The 19,903-nt window shown below is 68.2% G+C and carries 22 protein-coding genes; 13 read left to right on the top strand and 9 right to left on the bottom strand.

Going from position 1 to position 19,903, the window contains the following annotated elements:
- The first annotated feature begins 127 nt into the window (after nt 1-127).
- Nucleotides 128-961: a hypothetical protein gene (locus tag JOD27_RS32100; protein ID WP_204766045.1), complete on the top strand. Its 834-nt coding sequence runs from the start codon at nt 128-130 to the stop codon at nt 959-961.
- On the opposite strand, the gene JOD27_RS32095 is transcribed toward JOD27_RS32100, so the two are convergent.
- A complete protein-coding gene (locus tag JOD27_RS32095; protein WP_233439615.1) occupies nt 958-1,512 on the bottom strand; it encodes a helix-turn-helix domain-containing protein in 555 nt (184 codons plus the stop codon). The two genes, JOD27_RS32100 and JOD27_RS32095, sit on opposite strands and share 4 nt — an antisense overlap.
- A gap of 57 nt (nt 1,513-1,569) precedes the next feature.
- Between JOD27_RS32095 and JOD27_RS32090 the strand changes: the two genes are divergently transcribed.
- The 3 genes from JOD27_RS32090 to JOD27_RS32080 are packed head-to-tail and all read left to right on the top strand — an operon-like array spanning nt 1,570 to nt 4,999.
- A complete protein-coding gene (locus JOD27_RS32090; RefSeq protein ID WP_204766044.1) occupies nt 1,570-2,265 on the top strand; it encodes an AzlC family ABC transporter permease in 696 nt (231 codons plus the stop codon).
- On the top strand, nt 2,244-2,552 hold the full coding sequence (locus JOD27_RS32085) for an AzlD domain-containing protein (protein ID WP_204766043.1): 309 nt from the start codon (nt 2,244-2,246) through the stop codon (nt 2,550-2,552). The genes JOD27_RS32090 and JOD27_RS32085 overlap by 22 nt, the downstream gene beginning before the upstream one ends.
- Nucleotides 2,553-2,599: 47 nt before the next feature.
- Nucleotides 2,600-4,999, top strand: a complete 2,400-nt coding sequence (locus JOD27_RS32080; RefSeq protein ID WP_204766042.1) for a LuxR family transcriptional regulator — start codon at nt 2,600-2,602, stop codon at nt 4,997-4,999.
- On the opposite strand, the gene JOD27_RS32075 is transcribed toward JOD27_RS32080, so the two are convergent.
- Both JOD27_RS32075 and JOD27_RS32070 read right to left on the bottom strand, forming a co-directional pair.
- Complete coding sequence (locus JOD27_RS32075; protein WP_204766041.1) at nt 4,996-6,480, bottom strand: non-reducing end alpha-L-arabinofuranosidase family hydrolase; 1,485 nt, start codon at nt 6,478-6,480, stop codon at nt 4,996-4,998. The genes JOD27_RS32080 and JOD27_RS32075 overlap by 4 nt on opposite strands.
- 290 nt (nt 6,481-6,770) lie before the next feature.
- Complete coding sequence (locus JOD27_RS32070; protein ID WP_189259809.1) at nt 6,771-7,211, bottom strand: Lrp/AsnC family transcriptional regulator; 441 nt, start codon at nt 7,209-7,211, stop codon at nt 6,771-6,773.
- Between the two features lie 74 nt (nt 7,212-7,285).
- Between JOD27_RS32070 and JOD27_RS32065 the strand changes: the two genes are divergently transcribed.
- The 3 genes from JOD27_RS32065 (at nt 7,286) to JOD27_RS32055 (ending at nt 10,435) form a co-directional block, all read left to right on the top strand.
- Nucleotides 7,286-8,473: a trans-sulfuration enzyme family protein gene (locus JOD27_RS32065; RefSeq protein WP_204766040.1), complete on the top strand. Its 1,188-nt coding sequence runs from the start codon at nt 7,286-7,288 to the stop codon at nt 8,471-8,473.
- Between the two features lie 138 nt (nt 8,474-8,611).
- Complete coding sequence (locus tag JOD27_RS32060; RefSeq protein ID WP_204766156.1) at nt 8,612-9,955, top strand: amino acid permease; 1,344 nt, start codon at nt 8,612-8,614, stop codon at nt 9,953-9,955.
- Nucleotides 9,956-10,138: 183 nt separating this feature from the next.
- A complete protein-coding gene (locus JOD27_RS32055) occupies nt 10,139-10,435 on the top strand; it encodes a hypothetical protein (protein WP_204766039.1) in 297 nt (98 codons plus the stop codon).
- A 56-nt stretch (nt 10,436-10,491) separates the two neighbouring features.
- Here the strand turns inward: JOD27_RS32055 and JOD27_RS32050 are convergent, their stop codons facing one another.
- Nucleotides 10,492-11,469: a Rieske 2Fe-2S domain-containing protein gene (locus tag JOD27_RS32050; protein ID WP_307830455.1), complete on the bottom strand. Its 978-nt coding sequence runs from the start codon at nt 11,467-11,469 to the stop codon at nt 10,492-10,494.
- A 130-nt stretch (nt 11,470-11,599) separates the two neighbouring features.
- Here JOD27_RS32050 and JOD27_RS32045 point away from each other — a divergent pair, with 130 nt between their 5' ends.
- The 3 genes from JOD27_RS32045 to JOD27_RS32035 are packed head-to-tail and all read left to right on the top strand — an operon-like array spanning nt 11,600 to nt 13,262.
- Nucleotides 11,600-11,866, top strand: a complete 267-nt coding sequence (locus tag JOD27_RS32045) for a pyridoxamine 5'-phosphate oxidase family protein (RefSeq protein ID WP_239569830.1) — start codon at nt 11,600-11,602, stop codon at nt 11,864-11,866.
- Nucleotides 11,867-11,889: 23 nt separating this feature from the next.
- Nucleotides 11,890-12,516, top strand: coding sequence for a pyridoxal 5'-phosphate synthase glutaminase subunit PdxT (gene pdxT, locus JOD27_RS32040; RefSeq protein ID WP_204766038.1), 627 nt, complete (start codon nt 11,890-11,892; stop codon nt 12,514-12,516).
- Entirely contained in the window at nt 12,513-13,262 is a 750-nt protein-coding gene (locus JOD27_RS32035) for a YebC/PmpR family DNA-binding transcriptional regulator (RefSeq protein WP_204766037.1), read from the top strand. Before pdxT ends, JOD27_RS32035 begins: the two co-directional genes overlap by 4 nt.
- 102 nt (nt 13,263-13,364) lie before the next feature.
- Here the strand turns inward: JOD27_RS32035 and JOD27_RS47265 are convergent, their stop codons facing one another.
- Nucleotides 13,365-13,463, bottom strand: a complete 99-nt coding sequence (locus JOD27_RS47265) for a DUF397 domain-containing protein (RefSeq protein WP_372441768.1) — start codon at nt 13,461-13,463, stop codon at nt 13,365-13,367.
- Nucleotides 13,464-13,550: 87 nt separating this feature from the next.
- On the opposite strand from JOD27_RS47265, the gene JOD27_RS32025 reads away from it, so the two are divergent.
- Together JOD27_RS32025 and JOD27_RS32020 are read left to right on the top strand one after the other, a co-directional pair.
- Nucleotides 13,551-14,051, top strand: a complete 501-nt coding sequence (locus tag JOD27_RS32025; RefSeq protein WP_307830454.1) for a DUF4262 domain-containing protein — start codon at nt 13,551-13,553, stop codon at nt 14,049-14,051.
- Nucleotides 14,048-14,548 (top strand): GNAT family N-acetyltransferase, encoded by a 501-nt coding sequence (locus JOD27_RS32020; protein WP_204766035.1) that lies wholly within the window; start codon nt 14,048-14,050, stop codon nt 14,546-14,548. Before JOD27_RS32025 ends, JOD27_RS32020 begins: the two co-directional genes overlap by 4 nt.
- Nucleotides 14,549-14,843: 295 nt before the next feature.
- Here the strand turns inward: JOD27_RS32020 and JOD27_RS32015 are convergent, their stop codons facing one another.
- Both JOD27_RS32015 and JOD27_RS32010 read right to left on the bottom strand, forming a co-directional pair.
- Nucleotides 14,844-15,506 carry a glycoside hydrolase family 75 protein gene (locus tag JOD27_RS32015; protein WP_204766034.1) on the bottom strand — a complete coding sequence of 221 codons (663 nt, stop codon included), beginning with the start codon at nt 15,504-15,506 and terminating at the stop codon, nt 14,844-14,846.
- A gap of 85 nt (nt 15,507-15,591) precedes the next feature.
- Entirely contained in the window at nt 15,592-16,155 is a 564-nt protein-coding gene (locus JOD27_RS32010; RefSeq protein WP_307830453.1) for a TIGR03086 family metal-binding protein, read from the bottom strand.
- A gap of 143 nt (nt 16,156-16,298) precedes the next feature.
- Between JOD27_RS32010 and JOD27_RS32005 the strand changes: the two genes are divergently transcribed.
- Nucleotides 16,299-17,774: a peptide MFS transporter gene (locus JOD27_RS32005; RefSeq protein WP_204766033.1), complete on the top strand. Its 1,476-nt coding sequence runs from the start codon at nt 16,299-16,301 to the stop codon at nt 17,772-17,774.
- Between the two features lie 156 nt (nt 17,775-17,930).
- Here JOD27_RS32005 and JOD27_RS32000 read toward each other — a convergent pair whose 3' ends face one another.
- Both JOD27_RS32000 and JOD27_RS31995 read right to left on the bottom strand, forming a co-directional pair.
- Nucleotides 17,931-19,217 carry a cytochrome P450 gene (locus JOD27_RS32000; RefSeq protein ID WP_204766032.1) on the bottom strand — a complete coding sequence of 429 codons (1,287 nt, stop codon included), beginning with the start codon at nt 19,215-19,217 and terminating at the stop codon, nt 17,931-17,933.
- A gap of 31 nt (nt 19,218-19,248) precedes the next feature.
- A complete protein-coding gene (locus JOD27_RS31995) occupies nt 19,249-19,842 on the bottom strand; it encodes a TetR/AcrR family transcriptional regulator (RefSeq protein ID WP_204766031.1) in 594 nt (197 codons plus the stop codon).
- Nucleotides 19,843-19,903: the final 61 nt, after the last annotated feature.

Below are 19,903 nucleotides of genomic sequence, written 5' to 3'. Positions count from 1 at the left end.
TTGAGTGGGAAGGAGCGGAGATCCGCTCCTTTTCTCATTTCCCCGCCGCTGTGTATGTGGGGCCTGTTGCTGCTGCGGCACCGAAAATCAGGAGCGGCGTGGTCAGGCGGGCGTTCATCATGGCCGCGTGAACACGCCGTACCGCTGGGATCTCGTCGCGCCCGACCAGCTGGGGTCGTTGCTCGACGGCATCGCCATGCCCGAACCGTGGTACCTCGACGACTTGGCCGAGTGCGCGGGAAAGGTGTTGGCACGCAGCGGAAACGGCGATCTGGTCTTCGTTGGACGGTCGCTCGACTCGATGTTCGACCTCCTGAGCGGTGCGCTGCCCGACCGCTCCCTCGCGCGGTTGCCGGTGTCGTTCCAGCGCGGACGAGCGATCGCCCACGCCGACGTCCCGCGCGCCCGCGAACTGGCCGCGGAGATCGGCATCACGCCGGCCTCGCTCGCCCGGCGCGACCGCCCGGTGACCTTCGTCGACGTGGTCTACCACGGCTCGACGTTCACGAAGCTCTTCGCGCTGCTGGACGACTGGATCGCCGAGGAACGCGAGACGTGGCCGGTGATCCGCCGCAAGCTGAGGTTCGTCGGCATCACGCAGCGGACGAAGACGAGCCCGAACACGTGGCGCTGGCACCAGCACACCGAGTGGACGCGGCGCCTGCCCGCATCTGCGGTGGTGAACGTGTCGCTCCACGAGGTCGTCTGGTCCTACTTCGGCGACTACCAGACCAAGCTGACGTGGCCGTACCAGCTGCACCGGTGGCGGGAGTACCTGCGCGAGGCCAAACACGACGAAGGCACGCGGAAAGCGTTGGCGGAGGCCGTGCACCTGGTGTCGCTCGGCCGCACCAGGGAGGTCCGGCGGATGATCGCGCGCGGGATCGACGGCGAGCCCGCGCTTTCAGAACCGTGGCTGCGGACGCTGTTCCGGGAGCTTTCCGCCCAGTACCGCGGCTAGACCGTGTGCTCCATGACCATCATCGCGGTGGTCCCCGGCTCCAGCGCCTTGCAGATGTGCGGCAGGTCGCCGGGATAGACGATGTAGTCGCCGGGCCCGAGCTCGATCGGGTCCTCGGCGAGCCCGGCCAGGCACCGGCCGGACGCGACGATCATGTGCTCGACGCTGCCCGGCACGTGCGGCTCGGACTCGCGGGCGCCGCCGGGTTCCAGCGCCAGCCAGTAGATGTCGTGCTTGGTGCCCGGACGGCAGGCGGCCAGGAGCGTGGCGGAGTAGTGCGCGCGCTCGGAGTGGATGACCGGGCCTTCGCCGGCGCGGATCACCTGGACGCGCGGCACCGCGGGTTCGACGAGGCGGCTGAACGGGACGCCCAGCGCCACGCCCAGGGCCCACAGGGTCTCCACGCTGGGGTTGCCGGCGCCGGACTCCAGCTGCGAGAGCGTCGACTTCGCGATGCCGGCCTTCTTGGCGACCTCGCTCAACGACATGCCGGTGCGGTCGCGCTCACGCCGGAGGTTGGCCGCGATCAGGTCGAGTGGTGCGTTCGACACAGAAGTCCATCCGTTCGTCTTGACGAACACCCGTTCAAGTGTTCATCGTAATGGGTGATGCGTTCGATATGGCGAACTCTTGATGCTGTGCTTCTGCGTGACGTGGCCGCAGTCGCACTGGGTGCCGCGGTCACCGGCGCCTCCTTCGGCGCGATCTCGGTCGGCTCCGGCCTGCCGTGGTGGCTGCCGGTGCTGATGTCTGTGGCGATCTTCGCGGGCGGCTCGCAGTTCATGGCTGTGGGCATCGTCGCCGCTGGTGGCAGCCCTGCCGCCGCGGTGCTGGCCGGGCTCGTGCTCAACGCGCGGCACCTGCCGTTCGGGCTCGCGATCGGGGACGTGCTGGGCAGGAGTCCACTGGCCAGAATCGTCGGCAGCCACCTGCTGATCGACGAGTCGACGGCCTTCGCGATGGTCCAGAAGGACCCGGCCAGGGCTCGCGCGGCCTACTGGGCGTGCGGCGTGGCGCTGTTCTTCAGCTGGAACGCCGGTGTGCTCGTCGGCGCGCTCGCGGGGCAGGCGATCGGCGATCCGTCGACCTTCGGGCTGGACGCGGCGTTCCCCGCCGCGATGCTCGCGCTCACGCTCCCGGCGCTGAAGGACGCGGCGACGCGCAACGCGGCGCTCGTCGGCGCGGTGATAGCGCTCGCGACCACGCCGTTCCTGCCCGCGGGTGTGCCAGTGCTGCTCGCGCTCGCTGGTCTGCTCGTGTTCAAGACGAAGAAGGAGGAACCGTGCCCGTCGCCGCAGTCCTGATCCTCGCCGCCGGGACGTTCGCGATCCGGTTCGCGGGCCCCTTGCTGCGTGATCGCGTCACGCTCCCGAAGAAGGTCAACGAGCTGATGACGGCCTCCGCGACCGTTCTGCTGCTCGCGCTGGTGGCGGTGTCGGCGCTGACGAACGGCAAGCAGTTCGGCGGCTGGGCGTTGGCGATCGGTGTGCTCGTGGGTGGGCTCGCCGCGTGGCGGAAGCTGCCGTTCGTCGCGGTGATCGTGCTGGCCGCGGCCACCACGGCGGGGCTGAGGCTCGTCGGGGTGGCGTGATGCCTCCGCAATAGGCGGCCGATGGGCGTCCGGCCTCAGATGGACCCATGGCTGCGAAACCTGGACTGGTCGGGCGGGACCGGGAGACGACCCAGCTGGCGAACGCGCTGACCGCTGCGGCGGATGGCGACGGGCACCTCGTGGTGGCCACCGGGGGACTGGGTGCCGGCAAGACCGCGTTGCTCACCACCGCGCGGGACCTGGCGGCGCAGAAGGGCTTCACGGTGCTGGCCGCGCGGGGCAGCTATCTCGAACGCGAACTGCCGTTCGGCCTGGTGAGCCGGCTGTTCGTGTGCGTGCGGCCCGGCGAGGAGGTGCAGCACCTGCCGCGCATCGCCGCCGCGCTGGGACAGTCCGACTCGCTCGCCGAACCGGGGCCGGTGACGCTGCCTGAACTCCACTTCCTGCACCGCGCCCTCGCGCGCATGGCCGCCGAACGGCCCGTCGCCATCGTCGTCGACGACGCGCAGTGGGCCGACCAGCCGTCGCTGCAGTGGCTGAGCACCCTCCCGCACCGCATCGAGCACCTGCCGGTGTTCGCGCTGGCGGGCATCGGCACGGGTGAGGGCTGCACCGGGCCGCAGACGCTGGAGGAGCTGCTCGCCGCGAGCACCAGCGAGATCCGCCTCGACGAGCTGTCGTTCGACGGCGTGCGCGCGTTGGTCGAGCAGGAACTGGGCGAACGCGTCAACAACGAGTTCATCGCCCTGTGTCGTGCTGAGGCAGGCGGGAACCCGCTGCTGCTGTTGCATCTCGTGCGCGCGTACGCCGGTCATGTCGAAGGACTCACCGCACCGGCGTTGCTGCCGACCGTCAACGTCCGGCTGCGCCGCCTCGCCCCGCACGCTCCCGACGCGCTGCACGCACTGGCCGTGCTGGGCGGCGAGGTGACGCTGGCGCGCGTCGCCGAGCTGATCGGCACCGAACCGTGCGAGCTCGCCGGAACCATCGCCTCGTTGCACCGCATGGGCCTGCTGTCGGCGGACGGCGCGTTGGTGCATCCGTTGGTGCGCAACACTTTGCGTGACGAACTGACCATCACCGAACGGCAGGACCTGCACGCTGCCGCTGCCCGGCTGCTGACCGAGACGGGCGCGTCGGCGGAGGCGGTCGCCGAGCACCTGGTCGAGACCCGGCCGCTGGGCGAGGAGTGGGCGACCGGCGTGCTGGTGGCCGCCGCCGGACGGGCCCGCGCGCGCAACCGGGTCGTCGACGCCGTCCGGTACCTGCGCCGGGCGATGGACGAACCAGAATCCGATGAGCTGCTGGCGCAACTCGGCGAGGTGGAGTCCTATGTGGACGTCCCGGCGGCCGTGGACCACTTGGGCGAGGCCGATCCGGCACACCCCGCGCTGCAGGGTTTGCTGGCGTTGCTGGGGGAGGAGCCGGAGTTCGAGCCGGACCTGATCGGCGACCCGGACGTCGTGCCCGCCACGCCCGCGGAGTTCGACCCCTACCTGCGGGCGCTCGCGTTCTTGAGGCAGCGCGGTGAATTGGCTGCCGCGTACGCCCGTGCGGACCGTGCGCTGACCATCGCACGGAGGTGGCAGCACCGGCCGTGCATCGCGGCGGCCCTTACGGCACGATCGGGGTGCCTGCGGGATCTCGGACGGCTGGCGGGTGCGGAGTCCGATGCCAGCGAGGCGTTGGCCGTCCTGGAGAGCTGTGGCGCGGCGCGGACGTCGACGGCGATCTTCGCGGCGCTGACCGAACTCTCGCTGGCACTGCTGGACATGGGCGAGGTGGACGTCGCCGCGCAGGTCTTCGACGTGGTGCCGGCCGAGGTGCCCGACCTGTTCGGCGCGCCCGCGTTGCTGGCGGCGCGCGGACGGGTGCGCATCGCGGCCGAGCGGCGCAAGGACGGCGTGCGGGACCTGCTGGACTGCGGTGAACGGCTCCGTGCGCGCGGCCGCGACACCACGTCGTGGCGGCTGCCCCTCGGAGGAGACCACCTTGTCGCGGAGGAGCTCTTGGCGCGTTCGACGGGCGCGGTGCTGCCGTTGGCGGCGGTGTTGCGGGAACAGGGCGTGCTCAGAGGCGTGGAAGGTATTGCGCTGCTTGAGGAATCGGTCGAGCTGCTGGCTCCGACGGGCGCGGTGCTGGAACGGGCGCGCAGCCACTTCGCGCTCGGCAGGGCACTGCACCTGGCCGGTCGCGTCAAGCCGGCTCGCGCCGAGCTCAGGGTCGCCGTGGACCTCGCGGACGACTGCGGGGTCGAGGATCTCGCCGACCAGATCCGGCAGGAGCTGGCAGCCGGACCCGCCGGACTGACCGAGTCAGAACGGCGGGTCGCGGCGCTGGCCGCTCAGGGCAAGATGAACAGGGAGATCGCGGCCGCGTTGTTCGTGCAGCTGCGGACCGTGGAGATCCACCTGACCAAGGTCTATCGCAAGCTCGGCATCGACGGCCGCGATCAGCTCGCCCCGGCGTTGCGACTTGCCAGTTAGCGCTGGAGCGTCAGCACGCCCGGCTTGTACGGCAGGAGGCCGTAGTCGATGCCGTCCGAGCTGGGGTCACGCCCCTGGTAGAGGAACTGCAGGTTGCAGGGGTCGATGGTCTTGGTCTGGTCGGGGTTGGTGCGCACGATGTCGCCGTGGCTGATGTCGTTGGTCCAGGTGGCACCGCTGTTGGCCTTGCCGGCGAACGGGTTGCTCTCGGTGTCGGCCTGCGGGGTCCACGTGCCGTTCAGGCTGGTGGCGGTGAACGAGCGGAAGAACCGTCCGTTCGACCCGCGTGCCTCGACGATCATGAGGTACTGGTTCTGGTCCTTGACCTTGTAGACCTCGACCGCCTCGAACAGGTTGGCCTCGGTGTCGCTCATGATCTTCGTGTACGACGAGCCGAAGCTGCCGGGGAAGTTCCCGATCGGCATGCTCGCGCGGTAGATGTTGCCCTTGTCGTCGGCGAAGAACAGGTACATGTTCGTGCCGTCGCCGATGATGGTCTGGTCGATCGGGGCCCCGATGGGGAGGGTGCCCGTGAACAGCGTCTGCTGCGCGGACCAGCTGTTGGGGTCGGCGGGGTTGGACGAGGTGCGGTAGGAGAAGGAGTCCGGCCAGCCCCACTGGTAGGCCATCACCCAGATGTTCTTCGGCGCGAAGTAGAACAGCGTCGGCGCGACGGCGTTGAACGGCATCGAGTTCTGGGTGGCGGTGGCCATGTCGGACCAGTTCGTGAACGGGCTGAAGCTCATCGACTTCCAGGCGTCACCGGTGTCGTGCGTCGTGGCGTAGACGAGGTGCTGGCCGTTGTAGACGACGTTCGTGAAGTCCTTGAGCGAGACCCAGCCCGCCTTCGGGTTCGCCAGCGGGCCGGTCGACGTCCAGCGGTACGTCGACGGCAGCGAGCAGGTGCCGGTGGTTCCGTCGACCCGGACGAGCTGCCACTGCTGGTTGCTGCCGTTCCAGTCGCTCCACTGCACCACGGAGGCGCCGTCGGCGGTCGAGCCGCCCTGCACCTCGACGGCCTTGCCGCTGTTGCGGTTGAGCAGCCGGACGTACCCGCTGTCGGAGTCGGCGAGCCTGAACTGCTGGTTGGTGCCGCCGTTGTCCGTCCACTGCACGATGGCGGCGCCGTCGGCGGTCGAGGCGCCCAGCACGTCGGCGAGCTTGCCGGAGTGTCGCGCGCGCAGCTTGTAGTAGCCGCTGCCCGCGTCGACGAACTGGAACTGCTGGTTGTTCGCGTTGGAGCGGCTCCACTGGACGAGCTTGGCGCCGTCGGCGGTGGACGCGCCGTTGACGTCGAGCGCCTTACCGCTGTTGCGGTTCACCAGGACGTACCAGGCGCTGGTGTCGACCGTGGCGGCCGACGCCGTGGTGGGGACCACCGTGAGCAGCCCGCCCACGATCGCCGTGGCTGCCGCGGCGGCCAGCCCGGACCGCCATCGGTGACGACTCCTGCTCGTGATCCGCGCAAACCCAACCGACATCGCGTGTTTCCTTTCGCCACGGGGGACACGCTGAAGGCAGGCCGCATCGGCGCGCGGACCGACAGCGTCCGCGCACGCTCAACGGCCCGGGCTGCAGCGTGTTAGCGCTAACAATTTTGGGAACGAACCGGGCAGCAATATTGGGGGATGTGAGGTGTAGGAGACTGTGAGCGATAACATCGATCGCGTCAAGATGTAACGCGCAGGTTTCCGGTGGATGGCCCAAGTGAGACGCCGAGTGGCGGCGCGGGGACCCGAACGGCCGTCGCGCCGGCCTCCGGGGGCCTGGCTCAGTACTTGCGAACGTGCGAAAAAAGCAGATTCGTGTGCACCTCGGTCACCTCTCGGCGACTGGTGAATTTGTCGAGCACCAGTCGTTGCAGGTGGCCGACATCCGAAACTGCGACGTGCACCAAAAAGTCCTCCGGACCGGTCACGTGGGAGAGCGCGAGAGTTTCCGGCAGGCTCAGCACGTAAGCCATGAACGGGTCGACGATCTCTTTTGTGTGCGGGCGGATCTTCAACGCGAGCATCGCCTGCACCGGCCGTCCGATCGCGCCGAGATCGATCTCCGCGTGATAGCCGGTGATCACTCCGCGCTCCCGCAGCGCGCGGTGCCGCACCACGGCGGTGGACTGCGCGATGTTCACGCGTTCGGCCAGGTCCTTGTTCTGCAGCCGCGCGTCCTTCCGCAGCTCCCGCACGATGGCCTCGTCGATCGAATCCAGCACGCCTTCTCTCCATTCTGCCGAATCTGCTGCGGTCTGTCGCCCGTTCTGACGAGGAAGTCTCCACCATTCCGGCCATGACGCGCATCGAGACCATCGCAGTGCACGGCGGCCGCGACGACCTCGCGGAGCTCGGCGTGCACGCGCCTCCCATCGACCTGTCCACCACCTACCCCGTGCCCGACCAGGAACTCGGCGGGGAAGCACTGGGTGAGTGGGCCACGGGCGCGGCACAGGCCGCGTCGCCGGTGTACGCGCGGCTGCACAACCCGACGGTCGCCCGGTTCGAGCAGGCGCTCGCCTCGCTGGAGCACACCGAGGCCGCCGTCGCGTTCGGCAGCGGCATGGCCGCGGTCACCGCGGTGATCCAGGCAGCGTGTGTGATGGCCGGAAAGCCGCACGTCGTGGCCGTGCGGCCGCTCTACGGCGGCACCGACCACCTGCTGTCGTCCGGTCTCCTGGGCGTCTCCACCACCTATGTCGAAGCAGGCCTGGTCTCCTCCGCGATCCGGCCGGACACCGGGCTGATCGTCGTCGAGACGCCGGCGAACCCGAACCTGGACCTGGTCGACATCGAGCACGTCGTGCGCCAGGCCGGTTCGGTGCCGGTGCTGGTCGACAACACGTTCGCCACCCCGATCCTGCAGAACCCGGCGCTGCACGGCGCCTCGTACGTGCTGCACTCCGGCACCAAGTACCTCGGCGGGCACGGTGACGTGCTCGGCGGCGTCGTGGCCTGCTCAGAGGCGCTGGCGGCGGCGTTGCGGCAGGTCCGGATCATCACCGGCGCCGTGCTGCACCCGCTGGGCGGCTACCTGCTGCACCGCGGCCTCGCGACGCTGCCGTTGCGCGTCGAGGCGGCATCTCGTTCGGCCGCCGTGCTGGCCTCCCGGCTGGCCGAGCACGACGCCGTGGAGTTCGTGCGCTACCCGACCGCGTCACTGCAGATGCGGGGGACCGGCGCGATGATCGCGTTCGGCGTGCACGGCGACCCGACGGCGATCGTGCGGCGGCTGAAGCTGGTCACCCCGGCGGTGTCGCTGGGCTCGGTCGACACCCTGATCGAGCACCCGTGGGCGCTCACCCATCGGCTGGTGCCCGGTGAGGATCTGCGTGCTTCGGGCGTTCCGGAGAATTTGCTTCGCATTTCCGTCGGATTGGAGCACGTCGAGGACATTTGGGACGATCTCAACAACGCGCTGTGTGACGTCGATTACGTTAAGCCTTCCCCAACTGATTACTTGGTGATGACCGCCGCTCACTAAGGTCCCCCGCAACAGCGCGTCGGGGCGCGGGAGGTTCCGACGCGAGCATTTTTCCGTTTCGGAAGGAATCTCTTCGTGAGTTCTCAGGAAACTGATGCGGACGGCTACACCAAGGCGCTGAGCAAGCGTCAGGTGCAGATGATCGCCATCGGCGGCGCGATCGGTGTCGGCCTCTTCCTCGGCGCCGGCGGCCGCCTCGCCAAGGCGGGGCCGTCGCTGATCCTGGCCTACGCGGTGTGCGGTCTTGCGGCGTTCTTCGTCATGCGCGCGCTGGGCGAGCTCGTCCTGCACCGCCCGGTGGCCGGCAGCTTCGTGGAGTACGCCCGCGAGTTCATCGGCCCGTGGGCGGGCTTCACGTCCGGCTGGATGTATTGGGTGAACTGGGCGATGACCGGCATCGCCGAAATCACCGCCGTCGCGATCTACATGCACAAGTGGTTCCCGGACCTGCCCCAGTGGGTCACCGCACTGGTCGCACTGTTCGTGCTCATCGCGATCAACATGCTCTCGGTCAAGCTGTTCGGTGAACTGGAGTTCTGGTTCTCCGTCATCAAGGTGACCGCGATCGTGGTCTTCCTCGTCACCGGCATCGGCCTGGTGATCGGTGCCGCCGACATCGGCGGCACCACCGCGTCGGTGTCGAACACCCTGGGCCACGGCGGCATGTTCCCCGCCGGTTTCGGCGTCGCCCTGATGACCCTGCAGGCCGTCGTCTTCGCCTACTCGGCCATCGAGCTCGTCGGCATCGCCGCCGGTGAGACCAAGAACCCCGAGAAGATCATGCCGCGCGCCATCAACGGCGTGGTCTACCGGATCGCGATCTTCTACGTCGGTTCCGTGCTGCTGCTGACGATGCTCCTGCCGTGGGACCACTTCACCGGCGCCGAGTCGCCGTTCGTGACGGTGTTCTCCGCGCTGGGCATCCCGGCGGTCGGCGACATCATGAACGCCGTCGTGCTGACGGCCGCGCTGTCGTCGTGCAACTCGGGCCTGTACTCCACCGGCCGCATCCTGCGGTCGCTGGCGCAGAAGGGCGAGGCGCCCGCCTTCACCGGCAAGATGAACTCCCGGCACGTGCCGTACGGCGGCATCCTGTTCACCGGTGTCGCGTACCTCTTCGGTGTTGTTTTGAACTACACGGTGCCCAAGGAGGCCTTCGACATCGCGATCGCCATCGCGTCGCTGGGTGTCGTGTCGACGTGGGCCACGCTGATCATCTGCCAGATGCGGTTGCGGCAGAAGGCTTTGCACGGCGAGATCGAACGGCCGTCCTACCGGATGCCAGGCGCCCCTTACACCTCGTGGCTGACGCTCGGGTTCCTCGCGCTGGTGATCGGGCAGATGGCGTTCTCCGACGGTGAGGCCGAACGGATCGCGTTCTGGTCGATCCCGGTGCTCGCGCTGCTGCTGTTCCTGGGCTGGCGCTTCGTGAAGTCGCGTCAGGCCTCCGCCGCGCAGCAGGAGCTCGTGTCCGTCGACTGACTCCGGTGCTCTTCGGGACCTCCTCGACCACCGTCTCCCGAGGTGGCCGAGGAGGTCCTTTCGTGGCTGCTGGATCCCTGTCCGTACGGCTGGTTCGAGCTGGAACCGGTGTTGCGCGGGTGAGTGTCACCCGGTCGGGCGGCTGGAAACGCGGCGAGCGGCGTCGCGGAGCAGCCTGATCCCATGACTACGAGCCACCTGGAACACGCCGACCACTCCCACACCCACGGCGAGGGATGCGGCCACGTCGGAGTGCCGCACAGCGACCACGTCGACTACGTGCACGACGGACACCTGCACCGCGAGCACGACGGCCACTTCGACGAGTGTGAACCGGAAGGCCACAACGAGCACGGCACGCACACTCACGCGCACGGCGACGGGTGCGGCCACGTGGCTGTCCCACACGCCGACCACGTCGACTACGTGCACGACGGGCATCGGCACGCGGCCCACAACGGCCACTACGACGAGCACTGAGCAGTACGCGGGGAGCTTTCGTACGCTCCGAGAGTACGAAAGCTCCCCGCGTACTGTCATGAGTAGAACTGGGCGTACCAGCGCCGCAGCGCTTTGATGCCGCGCTCGTGCGGCAACAGCACCGGACGGGCCTGGTGGACCTTGTGGTCCCAGATGCGGACCTCCTCACGCACCTCGCCGAGAGCCTGCGTGCGGAAGACGAGCTTGAGCAGCGGCGCGAGGAACGGCAGCCCGGCGGGCTTGCGCACGTGGTAGAGCATTCGCAGCTCGCTCGTGCGGTCGTCGATCGGCGTGGTGAGCGCGATGGCGGTCAGTGAAAGCATGCGGCCGAACACGCGCACCACCATGACGCCGGGCCCGTACATGAACACGTCGAAGGTGTTGTCGACGTCCCAGGCCAGCACCCGCCGCGCGAAGCGGCCGCGAACCTCGGCGAACGGCCCGTCCACGACCAGGTCCTGCACCGGCGGCTCGCTCTGTCCGTGAATGAAGTGGAAATGCGATTCGTCGACGATGTTCTCGCGCATTTCCTGGATGTGGATGCGCGCGGTCTGCACGTCGTCGATCGGCTGTGCGAACTCCCTGGCCGTTCCCTCCGGGATCTCCGGCACCTCCCACGCCGGCGTGTCCGGCCCGGTGTAGGCGAAGATCAGTCCGCTGTGTTCGCGGACCTCGAACCCGCCGATCGAGACCTTCGGAGGCCGGGCCGCGAACGGTGCGTACGTGCACCGGCCGTCCGCCGCGAACCGCCAGCCGTGGAACGGGCACTCGACCGTCCCGTCCACCACCTTCCCGCCGACGCCGAGGTGCGCGCCGTAGTGCGGGCAGTGGGCGTCTCGCACCGCCGGTCGCCCGTCGGGACCGCGGAAGGCGATGAGAGCCCGGCCGAAGTAGTGCAGGGGCACGACCTTCCCGCGAGGTAGCTGAACGCTGCGCAGGAGCGCGTACCAGCCATGTGGCACGAACGGCATCGGGTACTCGTCGGCGCGTGGGTCGCGGGGCAGGGTGGTCATGTGGTCGTCGATGCTGGACACGCTGTTGAGTTAACGTTGTTAACCCCGCTCCGGGCGACATCCGTCGGGACGAACAAAGATCACCGCCGGCTACGCTGAAACGCCCAGGGCCAACCACGGCCGACAGGCCCTCGGCGCCTCGAACATGCTGGTGGCAGGGGTTGTCACGCTGAGCCGGGGCCGGGCAGCACGTGCTCGCGACCTGCGGCGGGATCCTCGTGTCGCGTTGTCGCTGACCCGTACGGACAACCCGTTCCAGCCGGTCATCGTGCGCGGGCGGGTGGTGGAGTGGCTGGAGGGCGACGCGGCTTGGGAGGTCGTGGACCGGATCGCCACCAAGTACATCGGCAAGCCCTGCTCGCGGGACGAGCAACGGGTCGTGCCGCTCATCGAACCGGACCGGCGACAAGCGGGCTGACCAGGCTCAAATATGCTGGTGGCATGGTTGTCACCGCCCCACCCGTCATCGGCGTGCTCGCCCTGCAGGGCGACGTCCAGGAGCACCTGATCTCGCTCGCCAAGTGCGACGTCACCGCACGCCCCATCCGCCGCCCGGACGAGCTCGACGAGCTGGACGGCATCGTCATCCCCGGCGGAGAGTCGACGACCATCAGCAAGCTGCTCGACAACTTCGAGCTGCTGGAGCCGCTGCGCGCCAAGATCAAGGCGGGCTTCCCCGCGTACGGGTCGTGCGCGGGCATGATCCTGCTGGCCAACGACGTGCTCGACGGTCGCGATGACCAGCACCAGCTCGGTGGCCTGGACGTCACCGTGCGCCGCAACGCGTTCGGGCGGCAGATCGACTCGTTCGAGACCGATCTTGATCTGGCGGGCGAGACCGTTCACGCCGTGTTCATCCGCGCACCGTGGGTGGAGGCGGTGAGCGGTGAGGTCGAGGTGCTCGCTACGGTGCCTGTTACGGCTGAGGCGGGGGATGCCGCCGGTAGGATCGTCGCGGTCAGGCAGGGCAACGTGCTGGCGACGGCGTTCCACCCGGAGCTCACGGGCGACGAGCGCGTTCACCGCCTGTTCGTTGACATGGTCCGAGGTTCGACGGAGGAGAAATGAGCGGCCACTCAAAGTGGGCGACCACCAAGCACAAGAAGGCCGCTATTGACGCCAAGCGCGGCAAGCTCTTCGCGCGGCTGATCAAGAACATCGAGGTCGCTGCCCGCACCGGCGGCGGCGACCCGGACGGCAACCCCACGCTCTACGACGCGATCCAGAAGGCCCGCAAGAACTCGGTGCCGCTCGACAACATCGAGCGCGCCCGCAAGCGCGGCGGCGGCGAGGAAGCCGGCGGCGCCGACTGGCAGACGATCATGTACGAGGGTTACGGCCCCAACGGTGTCGCGGTGCTCATCGAGTGCCTCACGGACAACCGCAACCGCGCCGCCACCGAGGTCCGCACGGCGATGACGCGCAACGGCGGCTCGATGGCCGACCCCGGCTCCGTGTCGTACATGTTCAGCCGCAAGGGCGTCGTGATCGTGCCGAAGGCGGGCACGACCGAGGACGACGTGATGCTGGCGGTGCTGGAGGCCGGTGCCGAGGAGGTCAACGACCTGGGCGAGGCCTTCGAGGTCGTGTCCGAGGCGGGCGACCTTATCCCGGTCCGCAAGGCGCTGCAGGACGCGGGCATCGACTACGAGTCGGCGGAGTCGAGCTTCCTGCCGTCGGTCTCGGTGCAACTCGAGGCCGAGGGCGCCAAGAAGATCTTCAAGCTGATCGACGCATTGGAGGACTGCGACGACGTGCAGAACGTCTTCGCGAACTTCGACGTGTCGGACGAGGTCATGGCCGAGGTCGGCTGACACCTGGTCGTTCGAGAACGCCGGTCACGCCTTCGGGGTGGCCGGCGTTTCACGTTCTGGACGATGCCGCCGGTCGATTGCCATTCGGTGCGGTCGACGCGATCAAGCCGCGCGGTGATCCCGGCGAACGACATTGAGGAACGCCGACCACGCATCGGCCGAGACGGGCAGGTGGGTGGTCGGTGCCTTGCTGTCCCGGATGCCAAGCCAAATCCGCCTGAAGGTGGGAGCCTTGGAGCGGCTCTAAGCCTTGCAATGGCACAGAAAAGGTGCCGTAGGGTGGATGTCGTGCTTTCCGACGAAGACATCGAACTGCGTGCCCGGCTGCTCTCCGCCGCCGACCGGCACGGCCACACCAACATCGTCGTGAACCCGGACGCCGAGGGCCCCGGGTACGTGTTCTCGGTGGGGGCGTGGCGGCGGTTCGGGGTCGCGGAGGCCGTCGTGATCGGGCTGCCGCAGGGCATGGGCGAGAACCTGATCAACCTCTACGTGAAGCGTGCGAGCGGTGGCGAGCGGTTTGTGCCCGGTCAGCTCTACTACGGCTTTTTCGAGGGTGTGCCGGTCACGTTCGAGCGCGTGTACAAGGGTTTCTATCCGGAGTTCTTCGGGAGTGCGTACCTCCTTTACGACGGCTCGGACTTCGCGGCCGTGCAGATCATCGTGCCGACGCCGCAGGGGCAGTGGCCCTGGCAGCCCGACGCGCCGGAAGGCTTCCACGACCACCAGCTGATCCTCACCGAGAGCGGGTTGCCGGAGAGCTGGACGCCCGGAGTCACCGGGCCGTGAACATCAGACCGCTCACCGCGGAGCACGCCGGTGAGGTCATGACGATCCAGCGCGCCGCCTACCTGCAGGAGGCCCGCCGGTACGGGGCTTGGGACCTGCCGCCGCTCGTCGAGACGCTCGACGAGATCATCAACCACCTGAAGGACGGCACGCCCGCGCTCGGAGCGTTCGACGGGCCCCGGCTCGTGGGGTCGGTGCGCAGCCGCGTCGACGGCGACCGCATGGAGGTCGCCCGGTTGTCGGTGGCTCCCGACGTGCAGGGCGGTGGTGTCGGCAGGCGGCTGCTCGAAGCGATCAGCACGCGGGCGCCCGAACAGGTCCGGGTCGTCTGGCTCTTCACGGGTGCGGAGAGCGACGAGAACCTCAGGTTCTACGAGAGCGCCGGGTTCGTGCGAGTCAGTGAGCACCTGGACGCCGTCGGCATCAGGTGCGTCAGCCTGGAGAAGAAGGTCATCTCGCGTTCAGGGGCCGGTCACGAGACCCTGGCAGGGTTTTGAAGCGGTCCACCCACGACCACTCACCGGTGCGGACGTCGATCACACGTCGGCTGATCCGTCCGGCACCCGCCGGCCCCGGCGCATCCGGCGCCGGGGCCGGCGCGTGTTCGTGGCCGAAACGTTGTCCGGAGGTCGTTGTCCGCTGAACACGCTCCGACACCGGACAACGATCACCCTGTAGAAAAGCGGTGCGGCCGACCGGTCCGGGGGGATCTGAGGACGCCGCGATCGGGGGAGGAGCGCCCCGCCTCGCAGGAGGCAAGAGGGGGATGCGAAGCGGGGCGCTTCAAGCACGTCAGTTCTCGTTCAGGAACTTCTGCGCCAGGGACTCACCCTGGGAGACGGCCTTCCCGTGGTCCTCGATCGGGGACACCTTCGAGTTCTTGAAGTAGAGGTAGTGCACCGGGCCGTCGGTGCCGCCGTTCTTCGGGTCCGGGTTGATGCCCAGCGTCACCGCGGACGCGTAGGACGCCTCACCGATGATGTTCGACGGCCCCGTGTCGCCGACGACGGCGTAGTCGACCCTGTTGTTGTAGATGACGGCCACGACGCCACCGCCCTGGATGCCGAACTTGCGGTAGTCCCAAGTGCTGCTGGCGCTGGGCACGACCACGTACGGGAGCTTGTCCGCGACCAGCGGCTTGCCCTTCGAGTCGTGGAAGGCGGTGTCGGGTTGGAACCACGGGTCGGTGTTCTTGTTGCACTTCGTGGTCGGCTGGCCATCGCAGTCGATGTCCATGTCGGCCTTGTACCAGACGGCGCCGTTCTTGCCGCAGACCGGGATGTTCGCGGCGGTCTCGGTGTCCGTGCGGTACTTGCCGTTCGAGATCTGCTGGCACGACGTCAGCTTGGCCAGCAACTGCGCTGCGGTGGGGCCTGCGGCCTGGGCGGTAGGGGAGGCCAGGACGGAGGCCACGAGTGCGGACACAGCGAGAAGCCCTGGGGCGAGCTTGCGCATTGCCACCTCTTTCGACAGGTAACTTTCCTGACTGAAAGCGGCGGTAGCGTTACTGTGCGCAACCTAAGTCACGAGTGTCAAGATGCTAGGGCTTACGTCCCAGAAGTCCTATCAGTCGTGTTTGGTCGTCCGCGTCCGGCGCGACCGGTACCGGTGAGTCGAACCACGGAGTGGCCGACCACTCGTCGACGTTCTGCTCCACGTACTTCAGAACCGTCGACGCCAGCTCCGGGTCCAGCTGCTCGTCGGCGCCGATCGAGCGCGCCAGATCCCACGCGTGCACGGCGAGATCCGTGGTCATCTGCCAGCAGTACTCCTCGGCGTCGATCACGCCGGACGACACGTGCACCCGCTTCGACAACGCCGACGGCTCCAGCCACGACTCGCGCGCCGCCGCGGCCGCGACCACCCAGGACACCAGCGGGTCGTCGCCCAGGTTGTCGTGGTCGAAGCGGTCGCCCACCTGTTTCACGGTGCAGCCGGCCAGCAGCTCCGGTGCCCAGAGCTGCTCGTAGACCAAATGGCCGACGAGGTCTCTGACCGACCACTCCCGGCAGGGCGTGCCGAGCGCCCACTGATCCGGTGCGATCGCCCGCACCCGCTTGTCGAACTCCGTCATCGCCAGTCCGTGTGCCTGGATCAAGTCCACCCCAGCAGTGCATCAAATCCCGCTCAAATGCGCACCCCGGCGAGAGATTTGGGCCACGCGGACGCAACCCCGACTGCAAACCGTACGGGCGTTCGGCGTAATGTGCGCCGAATCCGCCGTGACATCGTTGACACGAGAGGACGATGATCGTGAGCGCCACCAGCGCCAGCGTCTCCGAACAGGACAAGGGCTTCTTCGGGCATCCCCGAGGCCTCTCCACGCTGTTCTTCACCGAACTCTGGGAACGGTTCTCCTACTACGGGATGAAGGCCATCCTCGGCCTCTACCTGTGGACGGCCGTGTCCGAGGGCGGTCTGGGCGTCGACAAGGCGCTGGCTCTGTCCGTCGTCGCCATCTACGGCACCGCGGTCTACATGTCCGGCGTGGCGGGCGGCTGGCTCGCGGACCGCGTGTTCGGCGGCCAGCGGGCCACGTTCTACGGCGGCGTGCTGATCATGTGCGGCCACATCGCGCTGGCGCTGCCGATCGGGATCACGGGCGTGTACCTGGGCCTGATCTTCATCGTCCTCGGCACCGGTCTGCTCAAGCCGAACATCTCGACCGTCGTCGGCGGCCTCTACGAGCAGCACGACACGCGGCGCGACGCGGGCTTCACGGTCTTCTACATGGCGATCAACATCGGTGGCTTCGTGTCGCCGCTGATCACCGGCGCGCTGGCGGACGGCATCGGCTTCCACGCGGGCTTCGCGGTCGCCGCGATCGGCATGGCGCTCGGCCTGGTCCAGTACCGGATCGGCCGCAAGCACCTGCGCGGTTCCGCCGCGGTGGCGCCGAACCCGTTGCCCGAGCAGGAGAAGGGCCGCGTCTACGGCCTCATCGCCGCCGTCGTCGTCGCGATCGGCGTGCTGGGCGTGGTGTCGTACTTCCTCGGTGGCGTCGAGGGCGTCATCCTGATGATCAGCGTCATGTCGATCGTCCTGCCGATCGCGTACTTCACCGTGATGCTGCGCAGCAAGAAGACGCTGCCGGTGGAGAAGCCGCGCGTGCTCGCGTACATCCCGCTGTTCGTCGCGGCCGCGATGTTCTGGCTGATCTTCGAGCAGAGCGCGTCGGTCATCGCGGAGTTCGCCGACTCGCACGTCGACAACCACGTGTTCGGGTGGGAGTTCCCGGTCGTCTGGTTCCAGTCGATCAACCCGATCATGATCATCGCGCTGGCGCCGGTGTTCGCGTGGCTGTGGCTGAAGCTCGCCGACCGCGCGCCGTCCACGCCGCGCAAGTTCGCCGGTGCGCTCGTTCTGGTCGGTCTGTCGTTCGTGCTCATGTACTTCGCGAGCGACTCGGCCGCCGACGGCAAGGTGACGCCGCTCTGGCTGATCGTGATGTTCCTGATCATGACCTGCGGTGAGCTGATGCTGTCGCCGGTCGGCCTGTCGGTCACGACGAAGCTCGCGCCCAAGGCGTTCGCGTCGCAGACGATGAGCCTGTGGTTCCTCGCGGTCTCGGCCGGCACCGGTGTGGCCGCGCAGCTCGTGAAGTTCTACACGACGAGCCCGTCGGCCTACTTCTTCACGCTGGGCGGCGCGGCCGTCGTACTGGGTGTCGCGCTCGCTTTCGCCGCCCCCGCGATCCGCAACCTGATGTCCGGCGTGGAGTGACCGATGAACAAGGCGAGAGGGAGGCCCGTCGCGGCGGCGGTGCGGCGGGGCTCCCTCTCGCTCTTAAGGATGCACTACGCAGATGTGTCATTGGGGTACGAACATTGCTCCAGCCGGGTGAAGTCGAGCACGTGTTGCGACGGATTTCGCCCCACGTCAGCTGTTCTTCACCGCCAGTGACCGTTTGGTCTCGTTCGCCCGCACCGGAAGTCGCAACGCGCCGCGAATCAGCTTCGACTTCCTGCGCGTCACCGGTCCGTCCGGCGCGAGGCCGGGGAAACGCTTGAACAGCTCGTGCAACGCGATCGCACCCTCGATCCGCGAAAGCCCCGCGCCGATGCAGTAGTGGATGCCCGCGGAGAACGACAGGTGTTCGCGGGCGTTGGACCGCGTCGGGTCGAACTTCAGCGGGTCCTTGAAAGCACGCGGATCGCGGTTCGCCGCCGCCAGCATGAGCATCACCGGCATGCCCTTGGGCAGCGTCACTCCGGCGAGCTCGAGGCGTTCCTTGGGCCACCGCAGCGTGTACTGCACGGGCGGGTCGAGCCGCAGCACCTCTTCCGCGAACCCCTCGGCGTACTCCGGGCTCTGCGCGAGCGGGGCGACGGTGTGCGGGTTCTCGAACGCCTTCAGCACACCGTTGCCGATGAGGTTGACCGTCGTCTCGAACCCGGCGAACAACAACAACCCGGTCGTGGCAACGAGGTCCTCGCGGCTGAGGTCCGCGTGCTCGGTCACCAGGTGGCTGACGATGTCGTCCTTGGGGTTGCGGCGGCGTTCGTCCATCAGGCCGTCGATGTAGTCGTTGTACTCGATGATGGTGGCGTGCAAGTCCTTCAGCTGCTTGTGCGACCACACCCCGTCGAGCGTCTCGGCGAGCGCGCTGCCCCACCGGGCGAAGGTCGCCTTGTCCTCGTTGGGCACGCCGAGCAGGTCCGCGATGACCTGGATCGGTACCTGCGCGGCGAACTCCGTGACGACGTCGAACCGTCCGTCCAGTTTGTCCAGGTACGTGGCAACGATCTGCCGGATGGACCCGGTGCGGTCCTTGAGCGCCCGTGGCGTGAAGAACGGCTGGACGAGCTTGCGCAGCCGGGTGTGGTCCGGCGGGTTCATCATCAGGAACGAGTCCTGCACCGGGTTGACGATCTTCTCGCCGTCCTTCACGAGCGTGATCGGCACCATCGAGGCCTCGTCGAAGGTGGCGGTGATGAACCTGTTGTCCCGCAGGACCGAGTCGCAGATCTCGCGGGACGTCGTGACGTAGGCGCCCATCTTGCTGCGGACCATGTCGCCCTTGGCCCGGATCCGCTCGTACATGAGGTACGGGTCGCTGTTCGGCGGCGACGTGATCACCTTGGCGTACGGGTCACCGATGAGCGCATAGCCGCGCAGGAGCGTGCGCACTGCGAAGAACTGGGCGGCGGTCTTCAGCGTGGACATACGTCCACAGTGCGCGGTACGTGAAGAAGCTTCAAGAGCTCCGGCGGTGTCGCCGCACGGTTTCTTCGACGAGATCGAGCACGGGCTCCATGTCGTCCGCGGGCAGGCCCATCGCGAGGTGCGAGACCAGACCCTCCAGCACCAGCTCCAGGAAGCTGGTCAGGACCGTCACGTCGACGTCGTCGCGCAGGTTGCCGGCCTCGCGCTGGCGGATGAGGCGCTGGCGGGTGGCGGCGGTGAGCTGCTCGCTTCGCTCGGCCCACCTGGCGCGGAAGTCCGGGTCGGTGCGGAGCCTGCGGGAGACCTCCAGCCGGGTGCCCAGCCAGTCGGCCGCGTGCTCTTCGTCCCGTTTCTCCGGTTCGTCGAGGAGGTCGCGCATGACCTGGACGAGACCCTGCTCGGCCACGACGTCCGCCATCCGCAGGGCGTCGTCCTCGGCGAGAGCGAGGAAGAGCGACTCCTTGTCGCGGAAGTGGTGGAAGATCGCACCGCGGGACAGGCCCGTCGCCTCTTCCAGGCGGCGTACCGTGGCACCCTCGTAGCCGTGGCGCGCGAAGCAGGCACGCGCGCCGTCGAGGATCTGACGGCGGCGGGCGTCGAGGTGGTCCTGGCTCACCCTGGGCACCTGTAGATGGTCGCAGGGGGAGCACGGGAAATCCAATCCGTACGTACGGATTGTGATCCCT

The sequence above is a fragment of the Lentzea nigeriaca genome, assembly GCF_016907955.1.
Taxonomy (GTDB): domain Bacteria; phylum Actinomycetota; class Actinomycetes; order Mycobacteriales; family Pseudonocardiaceae; genus Lentzea; species Lentzea nigeriaca.
The sequence above is the reverse complement of the archived record's forward strand: the minus strand, read 5'-3'. Positions and strand labels throughout refer to the sequence as shown.

Coding starts and splice junctions, on each gene's coding strand:
- JOD27_RS32015 (WP_204766034.1), bottom strand. CDS start 15,506: ATGCGCAAGCTCGCCCCAGGGCTTCTCGCTGTGTCCGCACTCGTGGCC.
- JOD27_RS32035 (WP_204766037.1), top strand. CDS start 12,513: ATGAGCGGCCACTCAAAGTGGGCGACCACCAAGCACAAGAAGGCCGCT.
- JOD27_RS32060 (WP_204766156.1), top strand. CDS start 8,612: ATGATCGCCATCGGCGGCGCGATCGGTGTCGGCCTCTTCCTCGGCGCC.
- JOD27_RS32080 (WP_204766042.1), top strand. CDS start 2,600: ATGGCTGCGAAACCTGGACTGGTCGGGCGGGACCGGGAGACGACCCAG.
- JOD27_RS32075 (WP_204766041.1), bottom strand. CDS start 6,480: ATGTCGGTTGGGTTTGCGCGGATCACGAGCAGGAGTCGTCACCGATGG.
- pdxT (WP_204766038.1), top strand. CDS start 11,890: ATGGTTGTCACCGCCCCACCCGTCATCGGCGTGCTCGCCCTGCAGGGC.
- JOD27_RS32090 (WP_204766044.1), top strand. CDS start 1,570: ATGCGTTCGATATGGCGAACTCTTGATGCTGTGCTTCTGCGTGACGTG.
- JOD27_RS32005 (WP_204766033.1), top strand. CDS start 16,299: ATGATCGTGAGCGCCACCAGCGCCAGCGTCTCCGAACAGGACAAGGGC.
- JOD27_RS32055 (WP_204766039.1), top strand. CDS start 10,139: ATGACTACGAGCCACCTGGAACACGCCGACCACTCCCACACCCACGGC.
- JOD27_RS32065 (WP_204766040.1), top strand. CDS start 7,286: ATGACGCGCATCGAGACCATCGCAGTGCACGGCGGCCGCGACGACCTC.
- JOD27_RS32000 (WP_204766032.1), bottom strand. CDS start 19,217: ATGTCCACGCTGAAGACCGCCGCCCAGTTCTTCGCAGTGCGCACGCTC.